This is a genomic window from Streptomyces sp. NPDC047014 (genome assembly GCF_040644195.1).
Taxonomy (GTDB): Bacteria; Actinomycetota; Actinomycetes; order Streptomycetales; family Streptomycetaceae; genus Streptomyces.
Genome location: NZ_JBEYVX010000003.1, coordinates 129,623 through 149,130 on the forward strand (window position 1 = coordinate 129,623; position 19,508 = coordinate 149,130).

Annotated in this window: 17 protein-coding genes; 7 read left to right on the top strand and 10 right to left on the bottom strand. The window is 73.3% G+C overall.

Annotated elements, in window-relative coordinates:
* The first annotated feature begins 39 nt into the window (after positions 1-39).
* The 3 genes from ABZ873_RS03105 to ABZ873_RS03115 all read left to right on the top strand — a co-directional run bounded on the left by ABZ873_RS03105 (position 40) and on the right by ABZ873_RS03115 (position 5,194).
* Positions 40-2,628 carry a bifunctional FO biosynthesis protein CofGH gene (locus ABZ873_RS03105; RefSeq protein WP_360864298.1) on the top strand — a complete coding sequence of 863 codons (2,589 nt, stop codon included), beginning with the start codon at positions 40-42 and terminating at the stop codon, positions 2,626-2,628.
* Between the two features lie 598 nt (positions 2,629-3,226).
* A complete protein-coding gene (locus ABZ873_RS03110; protein WP_360864300.1) occupies positions 3,227-4,267 on the top strand; it encodes an ADP-ribosylglycohydrolase family protein in 1,041 nt (346 codons plus the stop codon).
* A 66-nt stretch (positions 4,268-4,333) separates the two neighbouring features.
* On the top strand, positions 4,334-5,194 hold the full coding sequence (locus tag ABZ873_RS03115; protein ID WP_360864303.1) for a TIGR03619 family F420-dependent LLM class oxidoreductase: 861 nt from the start codon (positions 4,334-4,336) through the stop codon (positions 5,192-5,194).
* Between the two features lie 15 nt (positions 5,195-5,209).
* Here ABZ873_RS03115 and ABZ873_RS03120 read toward each other — a convergent pair whose 3' ends face one another.
* The gene (locus ABZ873_RS03120) at positions 5,210-5,833 is read right to left on the bottom strand and encodes an NAD(P)H-dependent oxidoreductase (RefSeq protein WP_360864305.1); all 624 of its coding nucleotides are present in this window, start codon (positions 5,831-5,833) and stop codon (positions 5,210-5,212) included.
* Positions 5,834-6,004: 171 nt separating this feature from the next.
* Here ABZ873_RS03120 and ABZ873_RS03125 point away from each other — a divergent pair, with 171 nt between their 5' ends.
* Positions 6,005-7,357: an acyltransferase gene (locus tag ABZ873_RS03125; RefSeq protein ID WP_360864307.1), complete on the top strand. Its 1,353-nt coding sequence runs from the start codon at positions 6,005-6,007 to the stop codon at positions 7,355-7,357.
* Here ABZ873_RS03125 and ABZ873_RS03130 read toward each other — a convergent pair.
* From ABZ873_RS03130 to ABZ873_RS03140, 3 genes are all read right to left on the bottom strand, one after another.
* Positions 7,343-8,164 (bottom strand): hypothetical protein, encoded by an 822-nt coding sequence (locus tag ABZ873_RS03130; protein WP_360864309.1) that lies wholly within the window; start codon positions 8,162-8,164, stop codon positions 7,343-7,345. The two genes, ABZ873_RS03125 and ABZ873_RS03130, sit on opposite strands and share 15 nt — an antisense overlap.
* A 74-nt stretch (positions 8,165-8,238) precedes the next feature.
* Positions 8,239-8,529: a hypothetical protein gene (locus ABZ873_RS03135; protein WP_360864311.1), complete on the bottom strand. Its 291-nt coding sequence runs from the start codon at positions 8,527-8,529 to the stop codon at positions 8,239-8,241.
* Positions 8,530-8,666: 137 nt separating this feature from the next.
* Positions 8,667-10,226: an APC family permease gene (locus tag ABZ873_RS03140; RefSeq protein WP_360864313.1), complete on the bottom strand. Its 1,560-nt coding sequence runs from the start codon at positions 10,224-10,226 to the stop codon at positions 8,667-8,669.
* Between the two features lie 314 nt (positions 10,227-10,540).
* Here ABZ873_RS03140 and ABZ873_RS03145 point away from each other — a divergent pair, with 314 nt between their 5' ends.
* Positions 10,541-11,629, top strand: a complete 1,089-nt coding sequence (locus ABZ873_RS03145) for a DNA alkylation repair protein (protein ID WP_360864315.1) — start codon at positions 10,541-10,543, stop codon at positions 11,627-11,629.
* A gap of 18 nt (positions 11,630-11,647) precedes the next feature.
* On the opposite strand, the gene ABZ873_RS03150 is transcribed toward ABZ873_RS03145, so the two are convergent.
* From ABZ873_RS03150 to ABZ873_RS03170, 5 genes are all read right to left on the bottom strand, one after another.
* Positions 11,648-13,123, bottom strand: a complete 1,476-nt coding sequence (locus ABZ873_RS03150) for an aldehyde dehydrogenase family protein (protein ID WP_360864316.1) — start codon at positions 13,121-13,123, stop codon at positions 11,648-11,650.
* Positions 13,120-14,859 (bottom strand): D-aminoacylase, encoded by a 1,740-nt coding sequence (locus tag ABZ873_RS03155; protein WP_360864318.1) that lies wholly within the window; start codon positions 14,857-14,859, stop codon positions 13,120-13,122. Before ABZ873_RS03155 ends, ABZ873_RS03150 begins: the two co-directional genes overlap by 4 nt.
* Positions 14,860-14,890: 31 nt before the next feature.
* On the bottom strand, positions 14,891-16,012 hold the full coding sequence (locus ABZ873_RS03160; RefSeq protein WP_360864320.1) for an LLM class flavin-dependent oxidoreductase: 1,122 nt from the start codon (positions 16,010-16,012) through the stop codon (positions 14,891-14,893).
* Positions 16,013-16,107: 95 nt separating this feature from the next.
* Entirely contained in the window at positions 16,108-16,893 is a 786-nt protein-coding gene (locus tag ABZ873_RS03165; protein WP_360864322.1) for an SDR family NAD(P)-dependent oxidoreductase, read from the bottom strand.
* A gap of 18 nt (positions 16,894-16,911) precedes the next feature.
* Positions 16,912-17,856 carry a TIGR03619 family F420-dependent LLM class oxidoreductase gene (locus tag ABZ873_RS03170; protein WP_360864324.1) on the bottom strand — a complete coding sequence of 315 codons (945 nt, stop codon included), beginning with the start codon at positions 17,854-17,856 and terminating at the stop codon, positions 16,912-16,914.
* A gap of 166 nt (positions 17,857-18,022) precedes the next feature.
* Here ABZ873_RS03170 and ABZ873_RS03175 point away from each other — a divergent pair, with 166 nt between their 5' ends.
* Entirely contained in the window at positions 18,023-18,280 is a 258-nt protein-coding gene (locus ABZ873_RS03175; RefSeq protein WP_360864523.1) for a hypothetical protein, read from the top strand.
* A gap of 32 nt (positions 18,281-18,312) precedes the next feature.
* On the top strand, positions 18,313-18,654 hold the full coding sequence (locus ABZ873_RS03180; RefSeq protein ID WP_360864525.1) for a hypothetical protein: 342 nt from the start codon (positions 18,313-18,315) through the stop codon (positions 18,652-18,654).
* Between the two features lie 3 nt (positions 18,655-18,657).
* Here ABZ873_RS03180 and ABZ873_RS03185 read toward each other — a convergent pair whose 3' ends face one another.
* Complete coding sequence (locus ABZ873_RS03185; RefSeq protein ID WP_360864326.1) at positions 18,658-19,482, bottom strand: hypothetical protein; 825 nt, start codon at positions 19,480-19,482, stop codon at positions 18,658-18,660.
* Positions 19,483-19,508 lie beyond the last annotated feature (26 nt).

Here is a 19,508-nt window from a genome sequence, read left to right on the forward strand (position 1 = left end):
CCCCTCCACCGGCGCCACGTCGGATCGTATGCTCGCCGTATGACCACTCCGAGTGACGCTCCGACCGACAACGCGATGCGCCGCGCGCTGCGCCGGGCCCGCGACGGCGTCGCGCTCGACGCGACCGAGGCGGCCGTACTCCTCCAGGCGCGCGGCGAGGCGCTGACCGATCTCGCCGCCTCCGCCGCCCGTGTCCGCGACGCCGGCCTGGCCGCCGCGGGCCGGCCCGGTGTCATCACGTACTCGCGCAAGGTCTTCATCCCCCTCACCCGTCTCTGCCGCGACAGGTGTCACTACTGCACCTTCGTCACCGTCCCCGGCAAGCTGCGCCGGGACGGGCACGGCATGTACATGTCCCCGGACGAGGTCCTCGCCATCGCCCGCGAGGGCGCCGCGATGGGCTGCAAGGAAGCGCTGTTCACCCTCGGCGACCGGCCGGAGGACCGCTGGCCCGAGGCCCGCGAATGGCTCGACGCGCACGGGTACGACGACACCCTCGCCTACGTACGCGCCATGGCCGTCCGGGTCCTGGAGGAGACGGGCCTGCTGCCGCACCTCAACCCCGGGGTCATGTCCTGGTCCGAGCTCCAGCGGCTCAAGCCGGTGGCGCCGTCCATGGGGATGATGCTGGAGACCACCGCCACCCGTCTGTGGTCCGAGCCCGGCGGCCCCCACCACGGCTCCCCCGACAAGGAACCGGCCGTGCGGCTGCGGGTGCTGGAGGACGCGGGGCGCTCGAACATCCCCTTCACCACCGGTGTGCTGATCGGCATCGGGGAGTCCTACGAGGAGCGCGCGGACGCCTTCTTCGCGCTGCGGCGGGTGCAGCGCAGCTATCACGGCATCCAGGAGGTCATCGTCCAGAACTTCCGCGCCAAACCGGACACCGCGATGCGCGGGATGCCGGACGCGGAGCTGGAGGAGCTGGCCGCGGCGATCGCGGTGGCCCGGCATGTGCTGGGGCCGGGCGCGCGCATCCAGGCGCCGCCGAATCTGGTGGACTCCGAGTACGCCCTGCTCATCGGGGCGGGCATCGACGACTGGGGCGGGGTCTCCCCGCTGACCCCCGACCACGTCAACCCGGAGCGGCCCTGGCCGCACATCGAGGAGCTGGCCGCGCGGACGGCGGCCGCGGGCTTCGCGCTGCGTGAACGCCTCACCATCTACCCGGAGTTCCTGGAGCGCGGCGAGCCCTGGCTGGACCCGCGGCTGCTGCCGCACGTACGGGCGCTGGCGGATCCGGGGTCCGGGCTGGCGGACGAGTCGGCCGAGGTCGTGGGCCGGCCCTGGCAGGAGCCCGACGAGGGCTTCGCCGCGTACGGCGGCGGCACCGGCCGCACCGACCTGCACACCGCCGTGGACACCGAGGGCCGCACCGGGGACCGCCGCGCGGACTTCGACCATGTCTACGGCGACTGGGAGGCCCTGCGCGAGGCGGCCGCGCCCGGCATGGCCCCCGAGCGCATCGACACGGACGTACGGGCCGCCCTCGCGCGGGCCGCGGACGACCCGGAGGGGCTGACCGACGCGCAGGCGCTGGCGCTGCTGCACGCGGACGGGCCGGCGCTGGACGCGCTGTGCCGGGTCGCCGACGACCTGCGGAAGTCGGTGGTGGGCGAGGACGTCACCTACATCGTCACGCGGAACATCAACTTCACCAATGTCTGCTACACCGGCTGCCGTTTCTGCGCCTTCGCGCAGCGGCGTACGGACGCCGACGCCTACACGCTCTCGCTGGAGCAGGTCGCGGACCGGGCGGCGCAGGCGTGGGAGGTGGGCGCGGTGGAGGTGTGCATGCAGGGCGGCATCCATCCGGACCTGCCGGGGACGGCGTACTTCGACATCGCGCGGGCGGTGAAGGAGCGGGTGCCGGGGATGCACGTGCACGCCTTCTCCCCGATGGAGGTGGTCAACGGGGCGACCCGCACGGGGATGTCCGTACGGGACTGGCTGACGGCGGCCAAGGAGGCCGGGCTGGACTCGATCCCGGGGACGGCGGCGGAGATCCTGGACGACGAGGTCCGCTGGGTGCTGACGAAGGGCAAGCTGCCGACGGCGGACTGGATCGAGGTGATCACCACCGCGCACGAGCTGGGCATCCAGTCCTCGTCCACGATGATGTACGGGCATGTGGACCAGCCCCGGCACTGGCTCGGGCACTTCCGGACGCTGTCCCGGATCCAGCAGGAGACGGGCGGGTTCACGGAGTTCGTGACGCTGCCGTTCATCCACACGAACGCGCCGGTGTACCTGGCGGGCATCGCGCGGCCGGGGCCGACGGTACGGGACAACCGGGCGGTGACGGCGATGGCCCGGCTGCTGCTGCACCCGCACATCCCGAACATCCAGACGAGCTGGGTGAAGCTGGGGGCGGAGGGGGCGGCCGAGATGCTGCGGTCGGGGGCGAACGATCTCGGGGGGACGCTGATGGAGGAGACCATCTCCCGGATGGCGGGCTCGGGTTACGGCTCGTACAAGTCGGTCCGCGACCTGGTGGCGGTGGCCTCCGCGGCCGGCCGCCCGGCGCGTCCGCGCACGACGCTGTACGGGGAGGTCCCGCAGGAACGCCAGGAGACGGCCCGCACCTCGGACGGCCACCTGCCGGCCCTGCTGCCGGTACTGGACTGAGGGGGGCGGGGGCGGGGACTGGGACTGGGCCGACTGATCGGGGACCCACATTCCGGCTGATCTTCCCCACCTTCCGAATCCGACCGAACCTGTCCACTACAGTGCGGATTCCGCACGCGGGCGCCGCGCAACGACCGACCCGGTCGGCGGGGGCGGCGGGCACCGGGGGTGAGAAGTGACCGACACACACAACAACGTCACGGCGTCCGCACCGACCACGGGACCCGTCCCCGTGCCGCCCCAGGGCCCGGCCGGCCCGGAAACACCGCCCCCCGCCGGGCCCACCCCGGACACCCCCACCGCCGAACGGGGCACCACGGGCACGGGCACGGCCCGCGCAGCAATTGCACCCGAGGCTGCGGCCCACGCGGCAGGCGAGCCCGAATCCGGGCTGCCGGGCACGAGTACGGCCCACGAGGCCGCCGGGGGCGCGGGCGCAGCCCCCGCGCACAGCGCGGGCGTGGCCCCCACCGGCGGGCAGCGCCGGGTGGCAGCCGGGGCGCGGACAGCCGCCGGAGGTGCCGCCGCGCCCGGTGGGGCCCGGGGTGGGCTCTGGGGGCGGGCTCAGCAGCAGGAGTTTCGGGGGCGGGTTCGGGGGGTGTTGCTCGGGGCGGCGCTGGGGGACGCGTTCGGGGGGCCGGGCGACCCGGGGCGGGGTGTGCACGGGGGCCGGCCCGGGGTCGTGGGTGCTGCGACGCAGCTCAGCCTGTTCACCGTCGACGGGCTCATACGGGCCCACGTGCGCCGCGACAGCGGTGCCTGGCATCCGCCCACCGACATCCACCGCGCCCACCGCCGCTGGCGTGCCACGCAGTACGACTGGGGCCCCGACGAGCGCCGCCCCGACAACGGCTGGCTCGCCCGCGAGGAATGGCTCTACGCCCGCCGCTCCCCCGACCGCGCCTGCCTCACCGGCTTCGCGGACGACACCCTCGGCACCCTCGACCGCCCCAAGAACCCCGACGCCCGCGGCGCCTCCGCCGCCACCCGCTCGGCGCCGTTCGGGCTGCTGATCGGCTGGGAGCCGTCCCTCGTCCTCCAGCTGACCGTGGAGTGCGCCGCGCAGAGCCACGGCCACCCCACCGCCCAGCTGTCCGCCGGCGCCCTCGCCGTCATCGTGCACGGCCTCACCCGCGGCGACTCCCTCGACTCCGCCGTCCAGCGCGCCCTCGGCCTGCTCGGCGCGCGCCCGGGGCACCGGAGCGTGACCGACGCCCTCCAGCGCGCCCTGGCCGCCGTCACCCAGGGCCCGCCCTCCGCCCGGGCCGTGGAAGCACTGGCCTCGGCCGAGCCGGAGGAGGAAGAGGAAGAGGCCGCCGCGGCCCTCGCCGTCGCCGTCTACTGCGCGCTCGTCGCCGAGGACTTCGTCCACGGGCTGCGCCTCGCCGCGCACCACGGCGGCGGCGGCCCGGCCGCCGCCGGGGCCCTGTGCGGGGCCCTGCTCGGCGCCCTGCACGGAGAAACGTCCCTGCCCGGCGCCTGGCTGGCCGAGCTCGAAGGCCGCGCCACCCTGCTGGAGATCGCCGACGACTTCGCGCTGGAGCTGACGCAGGGCCCCGCCCTGCACGGCCCCGCCGCGCCCTCCTCCGGCTGGACGGCCCGCTACCCGGTCGCCGACGCCGCCGCCCCGGCCGGCTGACGCCCCCTCAACAACGCCGCCCGCAGCCCGTACCGTGGCGGGTCCCACGTACCGGAGGTGTCAGCCATGCGGATCGCCACGACCATCTTCCTCACCGACCGCACCGTCTCCCCCGTCTCCCTCGCCCGCATCCTGGAGGAGCGCGGCTTCCACGGCCTGTACCTGCCGGAGCACACCCACATCCCGGTCAGCCGCGACACCCCCGCCCCCATGGGCGGCGAACTGCCCGAGATGTACGGCCGCACCCTCGACCCCTTCGTGGCCCTCGGCCAGGCCGCCGCCGTCACCGAACGGCTCGCGCTCGGCACCGGCATCACCCTCGTCGCCCAGCACGACCCGATCGGCCTCGCCAAGCAGGCGGCCACCCTCGACCACCTCTCCGCGGGCCGCCTCACCCTCGGCATCGGCTACGGCTGGAACGTGGAGGAGGCCGCCGACCACGGCGTCGAGTGGCGCACCCGCCGCGAGCTGGTGCGCGACCGGATGGCCCTGATGCGGGCCCTGTGGGCGCCCGAGCCGACGGCCCACGTGGGCGAGTTCTGCTCGGTCCAGGCCAGCACCGCCTTCCCGAAGCCCGCCCGGCCGCCGCGCGAGCTGGCCCCCGGCGTCCCCCTGCACGGCCCCCGCACGCTGATCGGCGGCGCGGCCGGCCCGAAGCTGTTCGCCGCGATCGCCGACCACGCCGACGGCTGGCTCCCCATCGGCGGAGGCGGCCTCACCGAGGCCCTGCCCGTACTGCGCCGGGTCTGGGAGACCGCCGGGCGCGACCCGAAATCCCTCCAGGTGGTCCCGTACGCCGTCCACCCCAGCCCCGGCAAGCTCGCCCACTACGCCGACCTCGGCATCGAGGAGGTCGTCCTCCAGCTCCCGTCCGCCCCGCGGGACGAGGTGCTGCGCCGGCTGGACGGCTTCGCCCAGTACCTCTGAGCGGCGGCCGCCCGCCTACTGCTCCTCGTGCGGGAAGCGGACGAGCGGCGCCGCGCCCGCGAAGAAGGTCTTCGCGCGGATCAGCGCCCGCTCGTCGTCCCGCACCTGGCCCGGCCGGGAGCCGTTGCCGAGCAGGACGCCGCCGAAGCGCATCCCCATGTACGCCGCCGTGTGGTGCAGGGAGGTGCGCAGCCCGTCGGCGACGATCTCGTCCCGGTCGGCCATGGCCGTGACGCCCCACAGGGTGCGCCCCGCCATCCGCCGCTTGAAGTCCAGACCGGGTACGCCGAGCCAGCCCGACCAGTAGTCCAGGTAGCGCTTGGTGTGCGCGGAGAGGGAGTACCAGTACAGCGGCGAGGCTATGACCACGTCGGTGGCGGCGAGCGTGAGCCGCCGCAGCTCCTCCTCCCGCTCCCCCACCGGCCAGGTCCCGTCCTCGTGCCGGCCGTCCTGGAAGTCGGGCAGCGGGTCCTTCGTCAGGTCCACCCAGTGCTGGGCGGTCCCGGCGGGCAGCTGCTCGGCGGCGGCCCGGGCCAGGATCTCGGTGTTGCCGTCCGGCCGGGCGCTGCCGAGGACGAAGAGGAACGTGCGCGGGGCGGCATCCGGGCCGGTGGCGCTGCTGCTGCTGTCGATGGTCATGTCCGCTGCTCCGATGCTCCGAACGGCAAGTACCTCGCATGCAACTCCGGCCCCGGGCAGCGGTATTCCACGGGACGCCCGCGCTCCACGACCCGCTGTGCGCGGCGGTGGCGGTGACCGGCGCCCGGCGGCGCCGCGGAGGCGTCGGCTATCGTCCCTGCGGTGAAGCTGATGAACCGACCCCTCCGGCGCCCGTCCGCCCCGCCCGCCGCCTCCGCCTCCGGTGCCCCGGCACCGGGCGCCGCCCGGCTCGGCTGGCTGGACGCGCTCCGCGGCATCGCCGCCCTGATCGTGGCACTGCACCACTTCGACGTGCTGCGCATGCTGCCGTTCGGGGGCACGATCTGGCGGAACTTCGACATGGGCCTGTTCGGCGTCATGCTGTTCTTCATCGTCAGCGGCTACATCATCCCCGCCTCGCTGGAGCGCCGGGGCGACGTCCGCGGCTTCTGGATAGGCCGGATCTTCCGGATCTACCCCGCCCTGATCGCCGCGTTCGCGCTCTCGATCATGATGCTGCCGAAGGGCGACGGCTCCGTCGCCCTCCTGCGCACCGGCGACGACCTCGTCTCCCTGGTGGCCAACGGCCTCATGCTCCAGGACCTGCTCGGCGTGGTCAACGGCATGAACGTCACCTGGACGCTCTGCTACGAGATGGTCTTCTACTTCCTCGTCACCGCCCTCTTCACCCGGAACCTGCACCGCCACAGCGCCCCCATCGCGGTCGCCCTCGCCGGCGTCGCCCTCGCCGTCGGCACCGCCGTCGGCAGCCATCTGCTGGTCTCCGGCCCCGGCTCGGTCCGCCTGCTCCTGCTGATCGTCACCCCGCTGGTGATCGCCGGTCTCGCCGCCGTCCTCAGCGGCAACCGCGCCCTGACCCAGGCCGGCGCCCTGCTGCTGGCCGGCGTCGGCCTGGTGCTGATCAGCCTCAACGGCCGCGCCCCCGCCTTCGAGACCTGGATGATCTTCGCGACGATGTTCGCGGGCACCGCGGTCTACCGGGCGCAGCACGGCCAGCTCGGCCGCACCCCCGCCCTGCTCGCCTGCGGCTTCGTCATCGTCGCGGGCGTGCTCGTCGGCTGGCTCCACAACCGCGGCGAGATCGTCGAGCACACCTGGACCGCGAGCTGGCAGTCCTGGTCCCTCTCCTACTTCGCCGCCTGGGCCTTCTTCGCCGTCGGCTTCCTCCTGCGCAAGCGGCACTTCCCGAAGGTCCTCACCTGGCTCGGCGCCGTCAGCTTCTCCCTCTACCTGGTGCACATCCCGCTGCTGCGCACCATCGAACCGGTCTTCGGCATCCCGCCGCTGCCCACCTCGGTCCTCGGCCGGATCGCCTGGACGGCGATCTTCCTCGGCGTGCTGCTCGCCGTCAGCCACCTGATGTACCGCTTCGTGGAGATGCCCATGCAGCGCCTGGGCCGCCGCGTGCAGCAGTCCGTGAACCGCCGCCACCCGGCGCCCCCGGCCCCGCCCGCCGAGCCCGCCCGCACCGCTCCGGTCCCGGCCGGCTCATCGGGAGGCTGACGGCTCCTCCGGCCGCTCCTGGGGCCAGAAGCGGGACAGGGCCGCCTCCTTGTACGGGGTCGGGGTCACGCTCAGGTCGCCGGCGAAGGGGCGGTCCAGGGCCACCACCAGGAGCAGGCTGAAGCCGATCAGAGCGGACACCGCGGCCACGAAGAGCAGTTGCATCCGCAGGCTGCGCAGGCCGAACAGGAACGTCAGCGGGACGATCACGAACGCGCCCCCGTACACGAGGACCTGGAGCAGCACCGGCAGCGAGGTCTCGGCCATGGTGACGCGGGCCCGGCGCTGGGTGTTGACGTCGCCCAGGCGGGTGACGGCCTCCGCGTAGAAGGTCTCGGCCCGGGGGCCGCGCGGCTCGTACGCGAGCAGGGCCTCGTACAGGCCGTGCGTCTGGGCGGCGGTGGCCTCGAAGCTGGGACGGCCCTCGCGCATCAGCGGCCACTGCACCTCGACCACCGCGTGGGTGTACGCGCCCACCGCGGTCTGGACGCGGGCGCGGTCGGCCGGGGGGAAGGCGTCGGCGCTGCGGACCACGGCGGCGAGCCCGCTGGCCTCGGCGGCGACGATGGTCTCGGTGTTCTCCCGCTGGGTCCACAGGGTGACCACGACGAAGGCCAGGATGATGCCGTAGATCGCGCCGAACATGCCGAGCGCGACCCCGACCATCTCGTTGTGCTCGCCGCCCGCGAGATGCGGGAAGCGGCGGCGGGCGGCCGCGCTCCCGGCGACGGCGAGGCCGGTGAGGCCGCCGACGAGGAGCACGGCGATGACGGACGTACTGAGGTGGTTGAGCAGCCAGAGGATCATGCGCTGCTCAACGAGCGGTCCGCGCCGACCGCCCCACCCGTTCCGCCCGGCCCGTTCCGCCCGGCGCGTTCCGCTCAGCCCGCCTTCGGGGTCTTCGGCAGGCCGGAGCCCAGGGCCGAGCCGGCGCCCGCGAGGGAGGTGTCCGTGGCCTGGGAGGCCGCTCCGACCGCGCCCGCGGTGACGCCGATCGCGGTCCTGGTGTCCTCGACGGTCTGCGCGGGGTGGTCGACGATCTCCAGGACCCGCCCGGCGACGGGCGGCGCCTGGTCGGCGGTGGCGTCGGCGTGCGCCGCGACGGGGGTGAGGGCGAGGGCGGCGCCCCCGGTCAGTACCAGGGAGGCGAGGGTGCGCTTGATGGCAGTCATGCCCGGCCCAACGACCCCACCGCACCCGGGGTCACCACCCGGAACACGAGGAGTGCCGGACACGCCGACGACCCCGGACCGGGGGGACCGGTCCGGGGCCGTCGTATGACTCACCCGGTTGACGTGCGACGCGGAGGTCAGCTCTCGTCGACCAGCGACGGCGTGGACTTCGTCAGGACCTCGCCGCGGAAGAAGGCCGGGCTGCGGCGCTCGGTGACGAACATGATCACCAGGCCGAGCGCGAGCAGGCCGACGCCGATGATGAACACGCTGCCCACGCCGAGGACCGTGGAGCCGGAGCCGTAGGCCGGGTCCCACATGTCGAAGAGGGTCTTGCAGAAGACCGCGGCCAGCAGCACCCCGCCGAGGACGGGGAAGACGCCCTTGAAGAACAGGTCGCGGGAGGAGCGGCGCAGCTCGGCGCGGAAGTACCAGGCGCAGGCGAAGGCCGTCAGCGAGTAGTAGAAGCAGATCATCAGGCCGAGGGCGAAGATCGTGTCCGTGAGGACGTTCTCGCTGACCAGGGTCATCACCGTGTAGAAGAGCCCGGTGGCGACGCCCGCCATGACGGTGGCGCGGCCGGGGGTCTTGAACCGCGGGTGGACCTTGGCGTAGGAGGGCGGCAGCGCCTCGTACGTGGACATCGCGAGGACCGTGCGCGCCACCGGGATGAAGGTGGTCTGCAGGGAGGCCGCGGCGGAGGCCAGGACGGCGACGAAGAGCAGGATGCCGAGGACCGGGCCCATCACGGGGCCGGCGAGGGCGGCGAAGACGTTGTCGGAGGTCTCCTCGTTGGCGAGGCCGAGTCCCTCGCCGCCGGAGCCGACGGCCATCTGGGCGGCGACGCCGGTGGCCAGGTAGGAGCCGACGAGGACGACCATCGCGATGAGCGAGGCGCGGCCGGGGGTCTTCGCGGAGCCGGTGGTCTCCTCGTTGGTGGCCAGGCAGGCGTCCCAGCCCCAGTACATGAAGATCGAGAGGGAGAGTCCGGCGGTGAAGGCCGCCATGGACTCGACCGCGAAGGGGTTCATCCAGGACCAGGAGAAGTCCAGGCCGGTGTCGAAGGTGCCCGCGGACGCCTTCTGGAAGGCCATGGCGACGAACACGGCGAGCACCAGCAGCTGGAGGCCGACCAGGCCGTACTGCACGCCCTTGGTGGCGGTCATACCGCGGTAGCTGATGGCGGTGGCGAGGGCGATCAGCGTCAGGCAGGTGGCGATGTGGACGAGCTTGTTGTCGTCGAGGGCGGCGATCGACGGATTGCCCGTGATCTCACCGGCCAGCAGCCAGAAGTAGGAGGTGGCGACGCCCGCGAGGTTGGAGAGCACGATGATCGTGGCGATCACCAGGCCCCAGCCGCACATCCAGCCGATGCGCGGGCCGAACGCCTTCACGGTCCAGGTGAAGGAGGTGCCGCAGTCCGGCATGGCCTTGTTGAGCTCGCGGTACGCGAAGGCGACCAGGAGCATGGGCAGGAATCCCACGAGGAAGATCGCCGGCATCTGCAGGCCGACCTCGCCGGCGGTGGAGCCGAGGGTCGAGGTCAGGCAGTAGACGGGGGCGACGGTGGAGATGCCGATGACGGCGCTGCCCAAGAGCCCTACGGACCCCTTGCCGAGGCCCTTGCCGCGGACATCGCCGTCGGCGACGCCGCTTACCGTGTCTCCGGCCCGAGGCCGCACGTCCAGCTGAGTCATGGGTCAGGACGTTAGATGCTGCGTTTTCCACATCTGGAAGTTTGAACTCCGGAAGCCGGAGCCCTGGATTTCCTTCGAATCCTGAGACACGCAGCATTCATACGGACTTAATACAAGGTTCGCTGAGGCATCCACCCGTGGTTCGCGAGGAGCCACCGACGGCTTTTCGGCATACGGAAACCGCAGGCATGTCCGTTTTGGGCGTTTCCAAACTTTCCCTCGTGACTTTGCGGTGACCACTGGTAACAGCGGCCGTTCCCGCCCGCCGCCGCCTGCCCCCGCCCGTTGTCAGTGCCCTCCGCGACACTGGCCCCATGCCCACGGCCGATGAACTGCTCAGTGCGGAAACCGTCACCCACCTCGCCCGGCTGCTCGCCCGCGCGGCCGGCAGCCGGTCCGCCCCGGCCCTGCTGGAGCGCGCCCGCTCGCTCGACGGGCTGTCCTACAGCGGCCGCGTCGCCGCCATCCGCGATGCCGTGCTGGCCGACCTGCCCGCCGACTGGCCCGGCTTCGAGGCCGTGGTGCGCACCGCCCTCAGCGATCCCGCCTTCACGGGCTGGATGACCTTCCCGGTGAACGAGGCCGTCGCCGTGCGCGGCCTGGCCGCCTTCGAGCCGGGCCTCGCCCTGCTGCGCGCGCTCACCCCGCGCCTGACCGCCGAATCCGCGGTACGGCCCTTCCTGCGCGCCGACCCGGCCCGCGCCCTGGCCGTCGTACGGGAATGGACCGGCGACCCGGACCCGCACGTACGGCGCCTCGCCAGCGAGGGCACCCGGCCCCGGCTGCCGTGGGCCCCGCAGCTGCCCGCCTTCGTCGCGGACCCGCGCCCCGCCCTGCCCGTCCTGGACGCCCTCTACCGCGACCCCTCCGACTATGTCCGCCGCTCCGTCTCCAACCACCTCAACGACATCAGCCGCGACCACCCCGCCCTGGCCGTGGAGACCGCCGCCCGCTGGCTGGCCGCCCCCGACGCCACCACGGACCGCGTGGTCCGCCACGGCCTGCGCACGCTGATCAAGGCCGGCCGGCCGGAGGCCCTGACCCTGCTGGGCCACTCCCCGGACGTGGCGGTCGCGGTGGACGGGCCGGTGGTGACCACCCCGCGGATCGCCGTCGGCGACCACCTCGTCTTCGACTGGGCGGTCACCAACACCGGCACCCTCCCCGCCGAACTGGTGATCGACTACGTGGTGCACCACGCCAAGGCCAACGGCACCCGCACCCCGAAGGTGTTCAAGCTCGTCACCCGCGCCCTGGCCCCCGGCGAGACCCTGGGCGGCACCCGGCGGCACTCCTTCAAGCCGATCACCACCCGCCGCTACCACTCCGGCGAGCATCTGGTGCAGCTCCAGGTGAACGGCCGGGTGCGCGGCGAGGCCGCCTTCTCCCTGGAGGCGCCCTGACCCCGCCCGCGGGACGGCCTAAGTAGTCCAGACGATCGACTGCACCTCGCTGTAGGCGTGCAGGGCGTAGGAGCCCACGTCCCGGCCGACCCCGCTGCGCCTGAAGCCGCCGAAGGGGGCCTCCATGTTCCGGCCGACGGTGTTCACGCCCACCCCGCCCGCGCGCAGCCGCCGCGCCACGCGGAAGGCGCGCGCCGCGTCGCGGGACCACACGTAGCTGATCAGGCCGTAGTCGCTGTCGTTCGCCAGCCGGACCGCCTCCTCCTCGTCCCCGTCGAAGGGGACCACCACGACCACCGGCCCGAAGATCTCCTCCCGGGCCACCCGCATGTCGTTCGTGCAGTCCACGAGGAGGGTCGGGGCCACGTAAAAGCCCCTGCCCGCCTCCCCCGCGCCGCCGACCACCGGCCGCTCGCCCCCGTACGCGATCCGCGCGCCCTCCTTCCGGCCCAGCTCGATGTACGACTCCACGCGGTCGCGGTGCTCCGCCGAGATGACCGGGCCGACCACCGTGCCCCGCTCGCCCGGATGCCCGACCTTCATGTGGGCCAGGTATCCGGTCAGCTTCTCGACCAGCTGCCCGTAGACCGACCGGTGCACGATCACCCGGGTCGGGGCGGTGCAGATCTGCCCGGAGTAGAAGGAGAAGGTAGTGCCGATGCCGCGCACCGCCGCGTCCAGGTCGGCGTCGTCGAGGACCACCGCCGCGCCCTTGCCGCCGAGCTCCATCAGCTGCCGTTTCATCGTCCGGCCGCAGACCTCCGCGATGCGCTGCCCGACGGCCGTGGAGCCGGTGAAGGACACCATGTCCACGTACGGGGAGTCCACCGCGGCCTCGCCGACCGCCACCCAGCGGCCGTTCACCACGTTGACCACGCCCGGCGGGGCCCCCGCCTCGTGCAGGGCCTGCGCCATCCGGAACACCGACAGCGGGTCCTGCGGGGCCGGTTTCACCAGCACCGTGTTGCCCATGGCCAGGGCTGGTGCCACCTTGCCCGCCGGGTTGGCCCACGGGTTGTTGTATGAGGTGATGCAGGTGACCACCCCGACCGGCTGGCGCACCTCCAGCGCGCCGAGCACGGCCGCGCCGCCCATCGGCCCGGCCTCGGTGAGCTGCGGCGGCAGCCCCTTCTCCACCGGCTCCAGCGCGCCTCTCGCGTACCGCCGGAAGCGTGCCACGCCCACCCCGACCTGCATCGCGCGGGCGATACCGGCCGGGGCTCCGGTCTCCGCCTGCGCGAGGGCCGTCCACGGCCCGGACTCGCGCTGCATGATGTCCGCCGCGCGGTCCAGGATCGCCGCGCGTTCCTCGGGCCTGGTCCGCGACCAGCTCCCGAAGGCTTCGGCCGCGGCGGCCGCGGCCTCGGCGACCTGCTCGCGCGATGCCTCGGGGGCCAGCCCGACGACCGTCTCGTCGGCCGGGTCGATCACCTCGTAGTGGCCGCCGGCCGGCTCCACCCACGCGCCGCCGATGTAGAGGGGCTGGGCGCTCACCGGGTGCTCACCGTCCTCGTGTCCCGGCCGGAGCGCAGCACGATGCCGGGGACGGCGCCCGTCACCTCGTCGTCGCGGACGGTCTCGACGCCGTTGACCCGTACGGAGACGATGCCGATGGCCCGCGCGTCCAGCCGGGGGCTGTTCCCGGGCAGGTCGTGCACGAGCGTGGCCGGGCCCGCCTCGATCCGCTCGGGGTCGAAGAGCACGAGGTCGGCGTGGTAGCCCTCGGCGAGGCGGCCGCGCTCGCGCAGCCCGAACAGCCGGGCCGGGTCGTCGGTGAGCATCCGTACGGCCTGCTCCAGCGGCACCAGCTTGCGGCCGCGCAGGCAGTCCCCGAGGAAGCGGGTGGTGTACGGGGCTCCGCACATCCGGTCCAGATGGGCGCCGGCGTCGGAGCCGCCGAGCATGACGTCCTCGTGCTGCCAGGTCTCGGCGCGCAGGGCCCAGCTCGCCGGGTCGTTGTCGGTGGGCATCGGCCACAGCACGGTGCGCAGCTCGTCGTGGGCGCAGATCTCCACCAGGCAGTGGAAGGGGTCCTGGCCGCGCTCGGCCGCGATCTCGCCGACGACCCGGCCGGAGAGGCCCGCGTTCTCCTTGCTGTAGGTGTCGCCGATGACGTAGCGGCCGAAGTCCGCGAGCCGCCGGAAGACCCCGGCCTCCTTGCTGTCGGCGCGGCGCAGCAGTTCGCCGCGTACGCCGGGATCGCGCAGCGCGGCGATCCGCTCGGGGACGGGCAGGCCCAGGATCTCGCCCCAGCCGGGGATGAGGTTCAGGGCGCAGAAGGTGCCCAGGGACATGTTCATGGGGGTGAGGATCGGCATGGTGAGCGCGACGATCCGCCCGCCGGCCCTGCGGGCGCGTTCGCTGGGGACCAGCTGGCGCGGGACCCGTTCGGGGACGGAGGCGTCGATGGTGAGGACGTTCCAGTTGAGCGGCCGGCCGGCGGCGGCGCTCATGGCGACGAAGAGGTCGATCTCCTCGTCGGAGAACTGGTCGAGGCAGCCGGCGACGATCGCTTCGAGCTGGGTGCCCTCGTGCTCGGAGACCGCGCGGGAGAGCGCGAGCAGTTCCTCGGGGCGGGCGTGCCGGGAGGCGACGGGGGCGCCCGAGCCGTCGGAGTGGGTGGAGGACTGGGTGGTGGACAGGCCCCAGGCACCGGCGTCCATGGCCTCGTGGAGCAGGTCCAGCATCTGCCGCAGCTGCTCGGGGCTGGGCTGGCCGCCGACGGCGTCCTCGCCCATGACGTGCCGGCGCAGGGCGCAGTGCCCGACCATGAACCCGGCGTTCACGGCGATCCGGCCCTCCAGGGCGTCCAGGTACTCGCCGAAGGTGGACCAGCTCCAGTCGACGCCCTCCTCCAGGGCCGCCAGCGCCATGCCCTCGACCTTGCTCATCATGCGGCGCGTGTAGTCGGCGTCCTCGGGGCGGTCCGGGTGGAGCGGGGCGAGGGTGAAGCCGCAGTTCCCGCCGGCGACGGTGGTGACGCCGTGGTTCATGGAGGGGGTGGCGTACGGGTCCCAGAAGAGCTGGGCGTCGTAGTGGGTGTGCGGGTCGACGAAGCCGGGGGTGAGGACGAGGCCGGTGGCGTCCTCGCTGGTGCGGGCCTCCTCGGTGACGGTGCCGGGGGCGGCGATGACGGCGATGCGGCCGTCGCGTATGCCGAGGTCCGCGATGCGGGCGGGGGCGCCGGTGCCGTCCACGACGGTCGCGCCCTTGATCAGATGGTCGAGCATGACGTCCCTTCTGCCGGTGCCCCCGCGGGGGTCAGGCGGCCTGGCGGAAGCGGGTGGTGCGGTGGACGGGGTCGGTGTCGATCTGCGGGATCACGTGCTCGCCGATCAGCTTGATCGTGGTCATCGTGTCCTCGTACGAGACACCGGTCGGCAGTCCGAAGGACAGCTGGTCCGCGCCCGCCTGCTCCCAGCGCTTGCACTGGGCCCGGACCTCCGACGGGTCGCCGCAGATCAGCAGTTCCTCCGCGATCAGCAGCTCAATGATCTCCGCGTTGTAGGCGGGCAGTGTCTCGGGCCACTGCGGGATGGCCTCGGGGCGCGGGAAGGTGTCGTGGTAGCGGAAGACCAGGGACTGGAAGCGGTTCATGTTCGCGTTGACGGCGATCTCGACGGCCTTGTCGTGGGTCTCGGCGCAGATCGCGGTGGAGGTGACCATGACGTTGTCGTTGACGAAGGCGCCGATGGCCCTGGCCTCGCGGACGGCGGTCTTGTACTGGTCGAGGACCCACTCCATGTCGGAGACCTTCTGCACGCTGAACCCGAGCACGCCGAGGCCCTTGCTCGCGGCCATGGCGTACGAGGACGGGGACCCGGCGGCGTACCACATGGCCGGGTGGGCCTTCCCGTACGGCTTGGGGAAGACCTTGCGCGGCGGCAGCGACCAGTGCTTGCCCTGGAAGCCCTCGTACTCCTCCTGGAGGAACATCTTGGGGAACTCCGCGATGGTCTCCTCCCAGATCTCCTTCGTGGCGTTCATGTCCTCGATGCCGGGGAGGAAGCCGAGGATCTCGTGGCTGCCGGCGCCGCGGCCGGTGCCGAATTCGAAGCGGCCGCGGGAGAGGTGGTCGAGCATGGCGACCTTCTCGGCCACCTTGACCGGGTGGTTGACCGGGGCGAGCGGGTTGAAGATGCCGGAGCCGAGGTGGATGCGTTCGGTGGCGTGGGCGAGGTAGCCGAGGAAGACCTCGTTCGCCGACAGGTGCGAGTACTCCTCCAGGAAGTGGTGCTCGGAGGCCCAGGCGTACTTGAAGCCGGAGCGGTCGGCCTGGATGACGTACTCGGTCTCCTCGACGAGCGCCTTGTGCTCCGCCTCGGGGTCGACCTTGGACCGCGCCTCGGGCACGTAGCCCTGCACGAAGAGCCCGAATTCCACGGGGGTTCACCGTCCTTTGATTTCTGACGAGCCGTCAGATTTGATGCCCCGACTGTTCCACCGGCGGGGCGGGAGCGTCAAGAGCTGACGCTCCATCAGGCGATGCTGACGCCCGCCGTCCATCCGCCGTCGATGACGAACGGCTGGCCGGTGATGTAGGAGGAGTCCTCGCCGGTCAGGAACAGCGCCAGCCGGGCGACCTCCTCCGGGCGCCCCACCCGCCCCAGCGGCACCACCCGGCGGTAGAGCTCCGCCATGGCCTCCCTGGCCTCGTCGGTGAGGTGCGCCGGGTCCAGCAGGCCGGGGTTGGCCATCGGGGTGTCCACCGCGCCGGGGCACACCGCGTTGACCCGGATCCCCCGGGGCGCCAGCTCCAGGGCGGCCACGCGGGTCAGGCCGAGGACGGCCGCCTTCGTGGCGGCGTAGGCGCCGACGCAGGCCATGCCGGTCAGGCCGGTGTACGAGGAGGTGTTGACGATGGTGCCGCCGCCCGCGGCGGCGATCTCGGGGGCCACGGCCCTGATGCCGAGGAAGGCGCCGGTCTGGTTGACCCGGACCACCTGCTGGAACTCCTCCAGCGGGGTCGCGGTCAGCGCGTTGAAGCGCAGGATGCCCGCGTTGTTGACCAGGCCGTCCACATGGCCGAAGGTCTCCTTCGCGGCGGCGACGGCCGCCGCCCAGTCCTCCTCCCGGCCCACGTCCATCCGTACGTACCGGGCCCGGTCCGCGCCGATCTCCTCGGCCACCGCCGCGCCCTGCTCGTCCAGCACGTCCCCGAGCAGCACCTTGGCGCCCTCGGCGGCGAAGAGCCGGGCCTCCTGCTCGCCCTGGCCGCGCGCCGCGCCGGTGATGAGGACGACGCGCCCGTCCAGCTTGCCCATGCCGGGGCTCCCTTGCGGCTAGGTGAGGTGCGGGGCGACCTCGGCCCCGAAGGCGGTTATCTGGTCGACCAGTTCGGCGCGGTCGCGGCTGCGGAAGCGGACCTGGATCTGGTCCACGCCGAGCTCCGCGTACTCCCGCAGGGAGGCGGCGAGCGCTTCCGGCTTGCCGGTCAGGGTGCGGCGGCCGGTGTCCCAGCCGGGCTCGCCGACGTACAGGGGCTCGGTGAGGGCGCCGACCTCGAAGGGCGCCCCGACCCCGGCCTCGGCGCGCAGTTCCCTGATACGGGCGATCTGCGCCGGGAGCCGGTCGCGCGGGTCGCCCTGCGGGAGCCAGCCGTCCCCGCGGACCGCGGCCCGGCGCACGGCGGCGGCCGAGGAGCCGCCCACCCAGACGGGCACCCGCTCCTGCGCGGGGCGCGGCAGCTGGCCGAGGTCCCGGAAGGCGAACAGCTCCCCCTCGAACTCCGGATACTCCTCGGGCCCGAGGGCCGCCCGCAGCGCGTCCAGCGTCTCGTCCAGGACGGCCCCGCGCCGCGCGAAGTCCACGCCCAGCACCTCGAACTCCTCCGGCACATGCCCGGCGCCGACCCCGAGGATCAGGCGGCCGCCGGAGAGGTGGTCGAGGGTGGCGTACTGCTTGGCGCTGATCAGCGGGTGACGCAGCCCGAGGACCGCGACATGGCTGAGCAGCCGGACCCGCTCGGTGATCCCCGCGAGGAAGGACAGCGTGGCGACGGGGTCGTACCAGACGGTGCTCATGGCCCCGGCCAGCCGGCGCGGGACGGCCACATGGTCACAGGTGGCCAGATACCCGAACCCGGCCCCCTCGGCGGCCCGCGCCACGGCGGCGAGATCGGCCGCCCCGGCCGACGCCTCCCAGGGCTCGGCGTAGAGGGTGCTCTGCGACTGCACCGGCAGCTGCATCCCGTAGACCAGCCGCCCTTCCGGAAACACACGCCCCATAACGCTCCCGCCTCCCCATCACCCACGAACCCGCCCGGCCACCGCGGGCCCCATGGTGATACCTGACACCCCGTCAGACAAGACCCGTGCCCCGATCGCGCGGGGCGCGGACATTGCGGGTACGGGTGCGTACCCGTACCCTTCTCTCATGGGAAGGAGCACCCTCATGGCCGACGCCAACATCCGCATCCCCGAAGAAGCCAAGGACAGACTCGCCGCCATAGCCGCGGCCGAGGGGCTGTCGCTGCGCGCCTACCTGGCGCGGCTCGCGGAGACCCTGCTCACCCCGGCGGAGCGCGCCGAACGGGCGGAGCGGGCGCGCGCCGCCCTGCACGCCTGGACGGGCTACGCCCCGACCCCGGCCGAGCAGCGGGACCTTGACGACGAGCTCGACCGGCGCCTGGCGGAGGCGAGGGACCGGTGACGGAAACGCACATCGTCCTGGACGAGACGGCCATGCTGGCCGCCGGCCAGGGCAACGTCCTCGCCTCCCGGCTGATCCACCGGGCGCACGCCGAGGCCGGCTGGTTCCTGTACGCGCCCACCTGCGCACTGGTCGAGGCGGACCGGGTCCGGCCCGGCACGGCGGAGCACCTGGCCGCCCTGCCGGGCATCACCATCCTCGACCTGGACCTGCCCGCCGCACTGGCCGTCGCGGGGCAGGACACCTGGGCCGCCGCACACAGCCGGTACGCGGCCCAGCCCACGCCCGAGCGGCCGGACGGCGCGGTCGTCGCCACGGTCTTCCCGAAGCGCTGGGAGGGCGAACCGGTGCGCGTCCTGGATCTGACCGACTGAGGGTCAGAAGCCCTGGGGGCCCATCGCGATGACCGGGTTCGCGGACGGGTCCAGGAACTGGAGGAGGGTGCGCATGCCGTCCTTCGGGATGCCTACGCAGCCCTGGGAGGGGCCGTCGTGGTCCACGTGGAGCCAGATGTTGCCGCCCTTCTCCTCGCCCTCCGGCTTGACCGGGTCCAGGGGGGAGTTGCCGGGGCGGCGGTTGAAGTCGATGGCGACGACGTAGTCGAAGGAGCCCTCCAGGGACTCGCCGTTCACCCCGCGGCCCGTGGCCACGAAGCCGTCGCTCTCGTCGTACGGGAGCCTCGTGCCCGGCGGCTTCGTCAGCAGGCCGCCCGCGTCCGTCAGGGGGAAGACGCCGACCGGTGAGGTGAGGTCGCCGTACGCGCGCTCGGTGGACCAGCCCTTGGCGCCGTTGCGGGCCGGCCAGCTCTGGACCTTGGTCCAGTCGGCCCCGGCCGACGGCCGCGTGTACAGGGAGGCGGTCGACTCCGAGGAGTCCTGCGCCTTGCCCGTGACCAGGACCAGCTGCCGGGAACCGGCCGGGATCCGGGCCCGGGTGGCCTCGCTGATGCCCGTCAGGCCCTGCATCACCGAGCGCGGGACGTCGCGGGCGGCGCGGGGGGCGGCCGCCGGGCGGGAGTCGGTGCGGGCGTGCGCGGGGGCGCCCGCCGTCCCGGCCGGGTCATGGGCCACGCACACCCAGCCGACGGCGAAGGTCATCAGCCCGAGGGCGGCCGCCAGTGCGGTGCGGCGCCCCGTGAACGTCGTACGGGGCTCACGGGCCGCACGGGCGGTGCGGGAGCTGGCTCGACGGTTCTCGCTCATCAAATCGACCGTACAGCAGGACCCCC